This window comes from Chelativorans xinjiangensis (assembly GCF_009812055.1).
Classification (GTDB): Bacteria; Pseudomonadota; Alphaproteobacteria; order Rhizobiales; family Rhizobiaceae; genus Chelativorans; species Chelativorans xinjiangense.
Genome location: NZ_WQNH01000085.1, coordinates 1 through 11,901 on the forward strand (window position 1 = coordinate 1; position 11,901 = coordinate 11,901).

Sequence of the window (11,901 nt, forward strand, 5' to 3'; positions counted from 1 at the left end):
GTGCCCGCGGCCTGCCGCGCACGGCCGGCCACCGCGCCGGCGTCGAAGCGCTGCGCCGCACCGTGCGGGCCGCCGGCGAGATGGGCATCGGCTGGCTCACCGTCTACGCCTTCTCCTCGGAAAACTGGTCGCGCCCGAAATCGGAGGTCTCGGACCTCATGGGCCTCCTGAAGCTTTTCATCCGCCGCGACCTTGCCGAACTGCATCAGAACGGCGTGCGCGTGCGCATCGTCGGCAGCCGCGAGGGGCTGGAGCCGGATATCGCCGCCCTTTTAGCCGAGGCCGAGAGCCTGACGGCCGGCAACACCAACATGAACCTCGTCGTCGCCTTCAACTACGGAGCGCGCGCCGAGATCCTGCGCGCCGCCCGCGCGCTGGCCCGTAAGGTGAAGGCCGGGCGGCTCGACCCGGAAGACCTCACGGAGGACGATTTCGAGGCAAGCCTGGAGACCGCGGGCATTCCCGATCCCGACCTGATCGTGCGCACCAGCGGCGAGCAGCGCCTGTCGAACTTCCTCTTGTGGCAGGCCGCTTATGCGGAGTTCGTCTTCCTGCCGAGCCACTGGCCGGATTTCGGGCGCGAGGAACTTGCCACGGCGATCGCCGCCTTCGAGGAAAGGGACCGCCGCTTCGGCAGCGTGGCGCCGCAAGAAGCGGTGTCATGAGTGAAGAGGCGCCGCAAGGCGGCGCGGGCAGGAACGGCAATCTTCGAAAGCGTGTCGTCTCGGCGCTGGTGCTGGGCGCCGTGGTGCTCGCCGCCGCCATCCTCGGCGGCGCCGCCTTCAGGCTGTTCGCCGTCGTGACGGCGGCGCTGATCTTCTACGAGTGGACGGCCATGCGGCCCGCGGCCCGCCGCGCGCACGAGATCGCCTCCTGGGGTCTTCTGACTGCCGCCCTTCTGGTGCTCTTCGCGGGGGCCTCGGCGCCGCTGGTCTTCGCCGCGCTGGCGCTCGCCTGCCTGCTGACGCTGGCGCATGCCGCCTTTTCCGGCGGCGGCGTGTGGAGTGCGGCCGGCATCGCCTATGCCGGCGTGCCGGCTGCCGCGCTCGCCTTCCTGCGCGGGGCGGACGAGGCGGGGCTGATTGCCGTGCTCTTCCTCTTCGCCGTCGTCTGGGCGACCGACATTCTCGCCTATTTCACCGGCCGCGCCCTTGGTGGGCCCAAGCTCGCGCCGGCGATCTCCCCCGGCAAGACCTGGAGCGGCGCTGTGGGCGGGGCTCTTGGCGGCGTCGCGGCGGGAGCGGCCGTCGCCTGGCTTGCCGCCACCGGGCTTTCGCCCGTATGGGCGGGGCTCGTGGCGCTCGTCCTGTCGGCCGTCTCGCAGGTGGGGGACCTGTTCGAATCGGCCGTGAAACGGCGCCACGGCGTGAAGGATTCCAGCGCGCTCATTCCCGGCCATGGCGGGGTGATGGACCGCGTCGACGCCCTGGTGGCGGCGGCGGTGGTCCTTTATGTGCTGGGCGCCCTATATTCGGGTGCCGACACGCCGGCTGCAGGTTTCTTCTCAAATTGAGAAATGTTACATGCCGTCATGGATTTGCCGGTTTTGAACAGACACTAGACCGGTTCATCGTTTCATGAAAAAGCACAAGGAATTGACGTGACCGACATTGCTGTTCCCTTCCTCGGTCTCGGCAACTTCCTTATCGGAACCATCCTGCCGTTTCTGTTCGTGCTCACGGTCGTCGTCTTCGTGCACGAGATGGGGCACTACCTGGTCGGCCGCTGGTGCGGCATCGGCGTCAGGGCCTTCTCCATCGGATTCGGGCCGGAGCTTTTCGGTTTCAACGACCGTCGGGGCACGCGCTGGCGGCTGTCGGCCATCCCGCTGGGCGGCTATGTGAAGTTCGTCGGCGATGTCGGGGCGGCGAGCCAGCCCGACGCCGAGGGCCTGGACAGGCTTTCCGACGAGGAGCGGAGCACCGCCTTCCACACACAGCCGGTGTGGAAGCGGGCGGCCACCGTTTTCGCCGGGCCGCTGTTCAATTTCCTGCTGACCATCGTCGTCTTCGCCGTCATGTTCGCCATGTTCGGTCGCTACGTGGCCGACCCCATGGTGGCCGAGGTGCGGCCGGACAGCCCGGCGGCGCAGGCCGGAATCGAGCCGGGCGACCGCTTCGTCTCGGTCGACGGCGTGCGTGTGGAAACGTTCTCCGACGTGCAGCGGCTGGTTTCCGGCCGCGCCGGCGATCCGCTCACCTTCGTCCTGGAGCGCGACGGCCGCCAGGTCGAAACGGTCGCCACGCCGGAGGCGACCGAGCAGACGGACGCGCTCGGCAACACGGTCAAGATCGGCATCATCGGCGTCGTCAACAACGAGGCGCTGGGCCAGCCGCGCGTGATCGAGTATGGCCCGCTGGAGGCTGTCGTGGCCGGCGTCGAGGAGACCGGCAGCGTGATCGCCCGCACGGGGCAGTTCCTCAAGCGCCTCGTGGCCGGCCGCGAGGACCGCTGCCAGCTCGGCGGGCCGGTGAAGATCGCCGACATGGCCGGCAAGGCGGCCGGGCTCGGCTTCGAATGGCTGGTGCAACTGGTGGCGCTCTTGTCGGTGGGCATCGGCATTCTCAACCTTTTGCCCATTCCCCCGCTTGATGGCGGGCACCTGGTGTTCTACGCCCTCGAGGCGGTGCTGCGCCGGCCTGTCCCTTCGCAGGTTGTCGAGGTGGTCTATCGGGCGGGAATGTTGGTGGTGCTGGTGTTCATGGCTTTCGTTTTCTGGAACGATCTGTTTGGATGCTGAGCGATGGGGCGATTCAGTGCAGGGGAGGATATGGGAGAGACATCCACCGGGGGTTGTTGAGGCGGCGTTTACCACGGCGAGCGATTGGCGTGGCGCGAAAGCCACGAATGCTTGTTTCGTAAACGCATATTAACCAGAAGCCTTGCGTGTAGGGAAATTCCGGCTATTACGGTAGGCCAAATTGCCTGCGCGTCCGGTTTCTCGCCGTGGGGACAACGAGAATAGAAGGTATTTTAGCTCTATGAAGGCAGCTTCGAGATTGATGTCCGCCGTTTCGGCGGTAGCGCTGTCGGCCGGTTTTGCGACAGCTGGAGCGGTTGCCGTTCAGCTCGCGGCCGTTGCCTCGGCCGAGGCCGCGACGGTGAGCCGGATCGAAGTGCGGGGGAATCGCCGTGTCGATGCCGACACGATCCGCACCCAGGTCGGCATCAGCCCGGGACAGTCCTTCAGCAATGCCGATCTCGATGAGGCCGTGAAACGCCTTTTCGCCACCGGCCTTTTTGCCGACGTGTCGATCACGCAGTCCGGCGGCGCGCTTATCGTCACGGTGGACGAATATGCGATCGTCAACCAGGTGCTCTTCCAGGGCAACAAGAAGATCAAGGACCAGAACCTGGCGCAGTCCGTGCAGCTGCAGCCGCGCCGCGCCTTCTCGAACCAGCTCATGGAGGCCGACGCCGAGGCCATCCGCGAGGCCTATCGCCGCATCGGCCGCGACGACGCGACCGTGAGCGCGCGCGTCCAGGAGCTGGACGACGGCCGCGTCAACGTGATCTACGAGGTCCAGGAAGGCGACCGCACCAAGATCGCCTCCATCAATTTCGAGGGCAACAGTGCCTTCAGCGACCGGCGCCTGCGGGATGTGATCTCGACCAAGCAGTCGAACGTCTTCTCGTTCCTGATGCGCAACGACATCTACGACGAGAATCGGCTGCGCGCCGACGAGGAGGTGCTGCGCCGCTTCTACTTCAACCGCGGCTATGCCGACTTCCGCGTCATCTCGTCCTCCGCCGACCTTGCCGATAACGATTACACGGTCACCTTCACCATCGAGGAAGGAGAGCGGTACACGTTCGGCGACGTCACCGTCGAATCGACCATTCCCGGCGTCGACGTCGAGGCCCTGCGCTCCGAACTCAAGACCCGCAGCGGTGCCGTCTACAGCGCCGAGGACGTCGAGGACACGATCGTCGGCCTGACAGAGAATGTGGCCGGCCTCGGCTATGCCTTCGCGCAGGTCACGCCGCGCGGCAACCGCGACTTCGCAAACCGCACGATCTCCGTCGTCTATGCCATCGACGAGGGACCGCGCGCCTATATCGAGCGCATCGAAATCCGCGGCAACAACCGCACGCGCGACTACGTCATCCGCCGCGAGTTCGACATCAGCGAGGGCGACGCCTTCAACCAGGTCCTCGTGCAGCGGGCGAAGCGCCGGCTCGACAGGCTGAACTTCTTCGAGACGGTGAACATCACCACCGTGCCCGGCTCCGAGCCGGACCAGGTGGTGCTGGTCGTCGACGTGGTCGAGAAGTCGACCGGCGAGTTCTCCATCGGCGCCGGCTACACCACTGGCGCCTCCAACTCCTCCAGCGGCGGCTTCTCGGTCGAGGGCTCGATCACGGAGCGCAACTTCCTCGGGCGCGGCCAGTTCGTCCGCCTCGCGGCTGCCGGCGGCGAGGATTCGCGCGACTACTCCTTCTCCTTCACCGAGCCCTATTTCCTCGGCCGGCGCATCTCGGCGGGCTTCGACATCTTCCGCAACACGCGTACCTTCAGCAACTCGGATGACGACGATATCTACGAAAGAGAGACGACCGGCGGCACGGTACGCTTCGGCTTGCCGATCACCGAAGCGCTGACGGCACAGGTCGCCTACAACTACTCGCAGGAAGAATTCGACCAGGAGGCGGACAGCGCCGACCTGTCGACCGCGGTGCAACAGGCGCTCGACCAGGGCACCTGGCGAAAATCCTCGGTCAGCGGCTCGCTCATCTACAACACGATCGATGACATGCGGAACCCGCGCGAGGGTATCCACGCCACTTTGACGACGGAGATTGCGGGTCTCGGTGGCGATGCAAAATGGGCGAAGTTCACCGCGCGCGCCAACATGTACCAGATGCTTTCCGACGAGCTTGATCTTGTCGGCTTGCTGACCGTGGGCGGCGGACACATCGTCGGTTTCGATGAGGATCTGCGCATCTTCGACCAGTTCAACAGCAGCGATCGGATCATTCGCGGCTTCAAGTATAACGGGATCGGCCCGTTTGAGACGACCCCCGACGGTGACCGGGACTATCTCGGCGGAACCACCTACTTCCATGCTACCGCCGAGGCACAGTTCCCGCTGCCGGTTGTTCCCGAAAGCTTCGGTATTCGTGGTGCGGTGTTCGCGGATGCGGCGACGCTTTATGGCAGCGACTACACCAGCGCGAAAGTCGGGGGAACCGACATGGAGTGGCGCGCTTCCGTCGGCGCGAGCCTGATCTGGGCTTCGCCCTTCGGGCCGCTCAGGGTGGACTATGCCGAACCGGTCGTGAAGGAATCGACGGACCGGATCCAGCACTGGAATTTCGGTATCTCGACCCGGTTCTAGGAACAAGAGCATGCTGTCCGGGCGGCTGCCGGCGGCCCGGACCAGAAGGCATTCAATGAAGGAACCGGAATTTTTCGCTCCCGCACGCCGCTTCCAGGTGAGCGAAATTGCCACGCTGACCGGCGCCCGGCTGGTCGATGCGGCGCATTCCGACATCGCGGTCACCCGCCTCGCGTCGGCTTCCGAGGGTGGCGAGAGCACGCTTGTCTTCATCGACGGCAAGCGCAATACGGCAATGCTCGGCGCGCTTCGGGCGGCGGCGGTGCTGTGCACTGAAGAGGCCGCCAGCCAGGTGCCGGCCGGCATCGCCATTCTGGCGACATCCAAGCCCCAGCAGGCCTTTGCCGAGGTGGCAAGGTTGCTTTTCCCGGCGGCAACCCGCCCGCAGCCGGTGACCGGCGAGACCGGCATCTCCGCCCACGCCATCATCGCGCCCGATGCGGTGCTGGAAGAGGGCGCGGTGGTGGAGGCGGGCGCCGTGATCGGCGCCGGCGCGGCGATCGGACGCGGTGCGGTGATCGCGCCGCATGCGGTGATCGGCGCGGGTTGCAGCGTGGGCCGCGATACCTACATTGGTCCCAATGCGACCGTGCAATACGCCGTCATCGGCGATCGCGTCATCGTTCACCCGGGCGCGCAGATCGGCCAGGACGGTTTCGGTTTCCTGCCGGGAGCGACGGGCCTTGAGAAGAACCCGCAGATCGGCCGCGTCATCATCCAGGACGATGTCGAGATCGGCTCCAATACCACCGTGGACCGCGGCGCCTTGTCCGATACGGTGATCGGCGAGGGCACCAAGATCGACAATCTCGTGCAGGTGGCCCACAACGTGCGCATCGGGCGCAGCTGCGTCATCGCCGGCCATTGCGGGTTGTCCGGCTCGGTGACGCTGGGCGATTATGTGATGCTCGGCGGGCGTGTCGGCATCGCCGACCACATCGCCATCGGCGACCGCGCCCAGCTTGCCGCCTCGAGCGGCGTCATGACCGACATTCCGGCCGGCGAGCGCTGGGCCGGCTCTCCGGCCCAGCCCATGCGCCAGGCCTTTCGGGAGATCGCCGCCCTGCGCAGCCTGGCGGAAGGAAAGCGGAGGGGGAGCAAGAGTAATGGATAAAACCGTGCCGACGACACTGGAAAGCCTCGACATACAGAACCTTCTGCGGCTGCTGCCGCACCGCTACCCCTTTCTGCTGGTCGACCGGATCATCGACGTCGACGCGGACAATTCCGCCATCGGCATCAAGAACGTGACGGCCAACGAACCGCACTTCATGGGGCATTTTCCCGGCCAGCCGGTGATGCCGGGCGTGCTGATCGTCGAGGCGATGGCACAGACGGCGGGCGCCATCTGCATCCATAATGCCGGCGACGGCCAGCCCTCGGTCGTCTATTTCATGACCATCGACAACGCCAAGTTCCGCAAGCCGGTGGTGCCGGGCGACCGATTGGAGATCCACGTCGAGAAGCTGAAGCAGCGCGGCAAGATCTGGAAGTTTTCCTGCGAAGCCATGGTCGACGGCGGCAAGGTGGCCGAGGCGGTGATCTCCGCCTTGATGTCGCCAAACGAGCCGGATTGACGGGCGGCATGACAGCTGAGACCTTTATCCACCCGTCGGCCGTCGTCGAGAAGGGCGCCGAGCTTGGCAGCGGTGTCCGCATCGGCCCCTTCTGCCATGTTTCCGCCGAAGCCGTTCTCTCCGACGACGTGGAGCTGATCAGCCATGTGTCGATCATGGGCGCGACGACGCTCGGGCCCGGCTGCCAGGTCTTCCCCAACGCCGTCCTGGGCGGCCCGCCGCAGAATTTCAAGCACAAGGGCGGCCGCACGACGCTTAACGTGGGACGCGGCTGCGTGATCCGCGAGGGCGTGACGCTCCACCGCGGAACCGACACCAGCCGCGGCAAGACCACCATCGGCGAGGACTGCCTGTTCATGGCCTATAGCCACGTCGCCCACGATTGCGACGTCGGCAACAAGGTGACCATGGCCAACTACGCCGGCCTTGGCGGGCATTCGGAGATCGGCGATCACGTCATCATGTCCGGCTATGCGGCGGTGCACCAGTTCGTCCGCATCGGCCATCATGCCTTTCTGGGCGGCTTTGCAGCCGTCGTCGGCGACGTCATCCCCTACGGCATGGCGGTCGGCGACCGGGCCAAGCTGCGCGGGCTCAACGTCATCGGCATGAAGCGCGCCGGCATGGAGCGCTCCGAGCTGACGCAGCTTCGGCGGGCCTACAAGCTGCTGTTTTCGCCGGAGCGGCCGTTTTCGGAGAACCTTGAGCTCGTGCAGCGCGCGTTTTCCGGTTCGCAAGCGGTGGCGGACCTCCTCAGCTTCGTTGCCGGCCGGGAAAAGCGCCACTTCACCGTGCCGCCGAGCGGGGCCGTGGATGAGGACGATGACGACGGCATCGAATGAGCCGCCGCGCAGTCTGGCAATCGGCGCCGCCGACCGCATCGCCATCATCGCCGGCAGCGGCCGGCTGCCGCAAGATATCGTCGAGGGCCTTCTCAGTGCCGGCCATCGTCCAATCGTTGCGGCCATCGAGGGGGAGGCGGAATTTTCCGAAGCGCCGGACCGCTACGACCTCCTGCGCGTGCCGGCGCGGCGGCTGGGGCTTCTCATGCCCGAACTCAAGCGGCACGGCGTGACCCATCTCGTGCTGGCCGGCGGCGTGGCGGCCCGCCCGCCCATCAGGAGCCTGCGCGTCCATCCGCGCTTCCTTCTGCACCTGCCGCGGCTCCTCACCGCCTATGCGCGCGGCGACGACGCGCTGTTGCGCATGCTCGTCGGCTATGTCGAGGCGAACGGAATACGCGTCGTCGGCGCCCATGAGCTGGTGCCGGAACTGCTGGCGCCGGAGGGGCTTTTGAGCAAGGCGAAGCCGACGCGCGGCGACGAGAAGGACATCGCCGCCGCCCTTGCCGCCGCCCGCGCCATCGGCCGGCTGGACATCGGCCAGGCGGCGATCGCCATCGGCGGGCGGGCCGTCGCGCTCGAAGGCATCGAGGGGACGGACGGTCTGCTCGCCCGCACCAAGGAGCTGCGCTCCCACGGGCGGCTTGCCGGAAAGGGGCGCGGTGTTCTGGTGAAATGCACTAAGCCCGGCCAGGAGGCGCGCGCCGACCTGCCGACGATCGGCCCGCAGACCGTGACGGCGGCCCATGGCGCGGGGCTTGCCGGGATCGCCGTCGAGGCCGAGGTGAGCTTCATCCTGGCCTGTGCGGAGACCGTGAACCTGGCCGACCGGCATGGCCTTTTCATCCTCGGCTTCGCGCGGGGGCGGGAGCAATGAGCCGCGAGCGGCCGCTTCGCATCGCCGTTGTCGCGGGCGAGGAGTCGGGCGATCTTCTGGGCGCCGATCTCGCGGCGGCGATCGAACGGCGGACGGGGCGTATGGTCGAGCTTACCGGCGTCGGCGGGCGCAATCTCAAGGAGTTGGGGCTCAAATCCCTTTTCAACGCCGACGATATCGCCCTCATGGGCATCTCGGCGGTCCTGCGCGACCTGCCGCGCCTCATGCGGCGCATCGGCCAGGCGGCGAAGGCGATCGCCGCGGCGAAGCCCGATTGCCTCATCACCATCGACAGCCCCGATTTCGGCCTGCGCGTGGCGAAGAAGGTGAGGGCGGCCGACCCTTCGATCCCCATCGTCCACTACGTGTGTCCGAGCGTCTGGGCGTGGCGGCCCGGCCGGGCGGCGGCCATGCGGCCGCATGTCGACCACGTCTTGTGTCTTCTGCCCTTCGAGCCGGACGAGCTTGGCCGCCTCGGCGGCCCGCCCGGCACGTTCGTCGGCCACCGCCTGAGCAATGACAGGAATATCCAGGCGGCGGCGCGGGCGCAGATCGCGCGGAGCGGACGGGGAACGCGGAAAAAGCTCCTCCTTCTGCCGGGCTCCCGCAAAGGCGAGGTGCGGCGTCTTCTCGGCCCCTTCGGCGAGACGGTGGCGGAACTGGCGGCGGCGGGCCATGCGTTCGACGTAACCCTGCCGACGGTGCCGCATGTGGCGGCACTGGTGGAAACGGCGGTGGCGGGCTGGCCGGTGCGGCCGGAGATCATCCTCGACCAGGCGCGCAAATGGGCAGCCTTCGCCGAGGCCGACGCCGCGCTCGCCTGCTCGGGCACGGTGGCGCTGGAGCTTGCGCTTTCCCGCGTGCCCTTCATAAGCTGCTACAAGACGGACGCCGTCGCCTCACGGCTGGCGCCGTTTCTGCTCACCGTCTGGTCGGCCTCGCTGCCCAACCTGATCGCCGGCTGGCCGGTCGTGCCGGAGCACTTCAACGCGTTCGTCCGCCCCGTTTATCTGGCGCGCCAACTGGACCAGCTCTGGCGCGACACGCCGACCCGCCGCGCCCAGCGCGAGGGCTTTGCGGAGGTGGCGGAGGCGCTTGCCACGCCGCGCCCGTCGGGGGATATGGCGGCGGAGATCGTTCTCCGGCAGATCGGGCACAACAGCACGCGGTGATCCATGGATATTTGCACCTTCTGGTACGGGCCCCGTCTTCGCGAGGTCGATCGGCTTTGCCTGGCCTCGATGGTCATGACGGGCCAACGGGTCAAGCTGTTCAGCTACGAGCCGGTCCTGAACGTTCCCGCGGGGGTGGAGTGTTGCGACGCGGAAGCGATATTGCCGCGCGAGACCTTCAAGCGGCTCGATCCCGGCTATCCCGATCTCAAGTCGTCGCGGACCATTCCCCATTTCAGCGACCTGTTCCGCGTCACGCTCATGAGGCACAAGCAGGGGGTGTGGCTCGATACGGACATCTATCTGGTGAAGAGGTTCGAACCCGATCCCGATATGCACTATCTGGCGCGCGAGAACCGCGGCCGTCTCGGCGTCTCGGCGCTCTACCTGCCGGAGAACAGCCCGATCATCGAGGAATTCGAGCGGTATATCGCCAGCGATGATATTGCGCCGCGCTGGCTCGGGATAAGACGGCGCGTGCTGCGGCCGATGCTCTTAAGGCTGAAGGGGAGGGAGGTCACGCCGGCCGCCCTTGGCATCACCATCTTCGCCAATGACGGCATTTCCCGCATGGCGAAGCGTTACGGGATATTCGGCGACGCGGCGCCCAAGGAGAGTTTCTATTATTGGAACGGCAAGGAGTCGCTGAAGATCTTCTCGGCCAAGTACGGCCTCGAACCGCTCCACCACCCTCACTTCATCGGTTTCCACATCCACCAGAAGGGCCCGACGACGTCCGCGCCCGAGGAGGGCAGCTTCTATCACTGGGCGCAAAAGAGGGTGGCCGATCACGGGTTCAGCCTCTCCGAGGGCGGCCCGCAAGCGGGCCAAACCGGCGGTGCGGCCACTTAGTCGAAACCTATCGCACCCGCTCCATGAGCGCCTGGGCGGCCTGGGGGGCGCGGATCTTTCCCTCGTGGATGAAGTAGACGAAGACATCGCGCGGGCGCGGCTCGATCTTCACCGTCTCGTCGGCAAGGGGCAGGTCGCCCGGCATGCCGCCTTCGGCCCAGGTTCTGGCACGGCTCGCCCACTGGTCGAGATCGCCGGGCGTGTAGGCGGTGGGGATGGAATCCTCGCCGCGCTGCAGCCGCGCATAGACGAAATCCGCCGTCACATCCGCCATTTCGGGATAGGTGAAGTGGTGGGCATAGCAGATGGCGGCGCCGTATTTGCGGGCAAGGGCGGCGAATTCCGGCACGACGAAGGAAGCATGCCGCACCTCGAGCACGTGGCGCAGGGGGATGCCGTCCTGCTTCTCCGGCAGGAGCTTCAGAAAACCCTCGAAATCCTCCGGGTCGAACTTCTTGGTCGGCGCGAACTGCCAGACGAGCGGGCCGAGCTTGTCGCCCAGCTCCGCGATGCCCGAGCCGAGAAAGCGGCCGAGCGACTCCGCCGCTTCCGAGAGCACCTTGCGGTTGGTCACGAAGCGGTTGCCCTTCAGCGAAAAGACGAAGCCGTCCGGCGCCTCGGACGCCCATTTGGCGAAGACGGCGGGCTTCTGCGAGCCGTAATAGGTGCCGTTCACCTCGATCGTGGGCATCTGCCGGCTGGCATATTCGAGCTGCCGCTTCTTCGGCAGGTCGTCGGGATAGAAGGTGCCTTCCCAGGGCTCGAAGGTCCAGCCGCCGATGCCGGCGCGGATAGTGCCTGATTGCATCTCATCGCTCCTCACGTTCAAGCGCCGAAAATGCGTCCGCCTCGTCGCTTTGTCCACCCGGCACGCTTTAGCTCCTGACATGCTGGTTTCCCTTCGCTCGCGGCCGAGCGCTCCCCCGGATCAAGTCCGGGGTCGCTGGCCTCCGCGGGGGCGCCCGAAAAGTCGGGCGGACGGCGGTCGCCGCCTCGGCCTCCCACCTTCGCCCTTCGGCCTTCGCCGACCGAAAGTCGGCTTCGGCCGACTGAAGGTCGGTGGGCAGGTCGGCCATGCTCCATCCTCGCCACGCCCGGCTATTACACCGTCTGGCCTCTAAGCTCGTTGAAATGCTCCGCCGAAAGCCGGTCCACGCCGCGCGTCATGACGTGTCGGGGCTCTCCAGCGCGTACAGGGCCAGCGAATGGGCGTGCGCCAGGATTTCGTCGACCTCGCGGATG

11 protein-coding genes are annotated in these 11,901 nt (G+C 66.6%); 10 read left to right on the forward strand and 1 reads right to left on the reverse strand.

The window, feature by feature from the left end; genetic code table 11:
- The 10 genes from GM910_RS26020 to GM910_RS26065 all read left to right on the forward strand — a co-directional run.
- A partial coding sequence (locus GM910_RS26020; RefSeq protein WP_159593656.1) for an isoprenyl transferase occupies positions 1-665 on the forward strand: 665 nt, incomplete at its 5' end.
- Positions 662-1,513, forward strand: coding sequence for a phosphatidate cytidylyltransferase (locus tag GM910_RS26025; RefSeq protein ID WP_159593658.1), 852 nt, complete (start codon positions 662-664; stop codon positions 1,511-1,513). The genes GM910_RS26020 and GM910_RS26025, both read left to right, overlap by 4 nt.
- An 87-nt stretch (positions 1,514-1,600) precedes the next feature.
- Positions 1,601-2,740: an RIP metalloprotease RseP gene (rseP, locus tag GM910_RS26030; RefSeq protein ID WP_159593660.1), complete on the forward strand. Its 1,140-nt coding sequence runs from the start codon at positions 1,601-1,603 to the stop codon at positions 2,738-2,740.
- Between the two features lie 241 nt (positions 2,741-2,981).
- Positions 2,982-5,339 carry an outer membrane protein assembly factor BamA gene (gene bamA / locus GM910_RS26035; RefSeq protein WP_159593662.1) on the forward strand — a complete coding sequence of 786 codons (2,358 nt, stop codon included), beginning with the start codon at positions 2,982-2,984 and terminating at the stop codon, positions 5,337-5,339.
- Positions 5,340-5,394: 55 nt separating this feature from the next.
- Positions 5,395-6,453 carry a UDP-3-O-(3-hydroxymyristoyl)glucosamine N-acyltransferase gene (gene lpxD, locus GM910_RS26040; RefSeq protein WP_159593664.1) on the forward strand — a complete coding sequence of 353 codons (1,059 nt, stop codon included), beginning with the start codon at positions 5,395-5,397 and terminating at the stop codon, positions 6,451-6,453.
- On the forward strand, positions 6,446-6,916 hold the full coding sequence (gene fabZ / locus GM910_RS26045) for a 3-hydroxyacyl-ACP dehydratase FabZ (RefSeq protein ID WP_159593666.1): 471 nt from the start codon (positions 6,446-6,448) through the stop codon (positions 6,914-6,916). The genes lpxD and fabZ overlap by 8 nt, the downstream gene beginning before the upstream one ends.
- 8 nt (positions 6,917-6,924) lie before the next feature.
- Entirely contained in the window at positions 6,925-7,758 is an 834-nt protein-coding gene (gene lpxA, locus GM910_RS26050) for an acyl-ACP--UDP-N-acetylglucosamine O-acyltransferase (RefSeq protein ID WP_159593668.1), read from the forward strand.
- Complete coding sequence (locus GM910_RS26055; RefSeq protein WP_159593670.1) at positions 7,739-8,635, forward strand: LpxI family protein; 897 nt, start codon at positions 7,739-7,741, stop codon at positions 8,633-8,635. Before lpxA ends, GM910_RS26055 begins: the two co-directional genes overlap by 20 nt.
- Complete coding sequence (locus tag GM910_RS26060; RefSeq protein WP_159593672.1) at positions 8,632-9,807, forward strand: lipid-A-disaccharide synthase; 1,176 nt, start codon at positions 8,632-8,634, stop codon at positions 9,805-9,807. Before GM910_RS26055 ends, GM910_RS26060 begins: the two co-directional genes overlap by 4 nt.
- 3 nt (positions 9,808-9,810) lie before the next feature.
- Positions 9,811-10,659: a glycosyltransferase family 32 protein gene (locus tag GM910_RS26065; RefSeq protein WP_159593674.1), complete on the forward strand. Its 849-nt coding sequence runs from the start codon at positions 9,811-9,813 to the stop codon at positions 10,657-10,659.
- Between the two features lie 7 nt (positions 10,660-10,666).
- Here GM910_RS26065 and GM910_RS26070 read toward each other — a convergent pair whose 3' ends face one another.
- Entirely contained in the window at positions 10,667-11,467 is an 801-nt protein-coding gene (locus GM910_RS26070; RefSeq protein ID WP_159593676.1) for a DUF72 domain-containing protein, read from the reverse strand.
- Between the last annotated feature and the right edge of the window lie 434 nt (positions 11,468-11,901).

What these genes read in the sequence shown, in the direction of transcription:
- fabZ (WP_159593666.1), top strand. Translation starts at nt 6,446, where the DNA reads ATGGATAAAACCGTGCCGACGACACTGGAAAGCCTCGACATACAGAAC.
- bamA (WP_159593662.1), top strand. Translation starts at nt 2,982, where the DNA reads ATGAAGGCAGCTTCGAGATTGATGTCCGCCGTTTCGGCGGTAGCGCTG.
- GM910_RS26055 (WP_159593670.1), top strand. Translation starts at nt 7,739, where the DNA reads ATGACGACGGCATCGAATGAGCCGCCGCGCAGTCTGGCAATCGGCGCC.
- GM910_RS26065 (WP_159593674.1), top strand. Translation starts at nt 9,811, where the DNA reads ATGGATATTTGCACCTTCTGGTACGGGCCCCGTCTTCGCGAGGTCGAT.
- GM910_RS26025 (WP_159593658.1), top strand. Translation starts at nt 662, where the DNA reads ATGAGTGAAGAGGCGCCGCAAGGCGGCGCGGGCAGGAACGGCAATCTT.
- GM910_RS26060 (WP_159593672.1), top strand. Translation starts at nt 8,632, where the DNA reads ATGAGCCGCGAGCGGCCGCTTCGCATCGCCGTTGTCGCGGGCGAGGAG.
- GM910_RS26070 (WP_159593676.1), bottom strand. Translation starts at nt 11,467, where the DNA reads ATGCAATCAGGCACTATCCGCGCCGGCATCGGCGGCTGGACCTTCGAG.
- lpxA (WP_159593668.1), top strand. Translation starts at nt 6,925, where the DNA reads ATGACAGCTGAGACCTTTATCCACCCGTCGGCCGTCGTCGAGAAGGGC.
- lpxD (WP_159593664.1), top strand. Translation starts at nt 5,395, where the DNA reads ATGAAGGAACCGGAATTTTTCGCTCCCGCACGCCGCTTCCAGGTGAGC.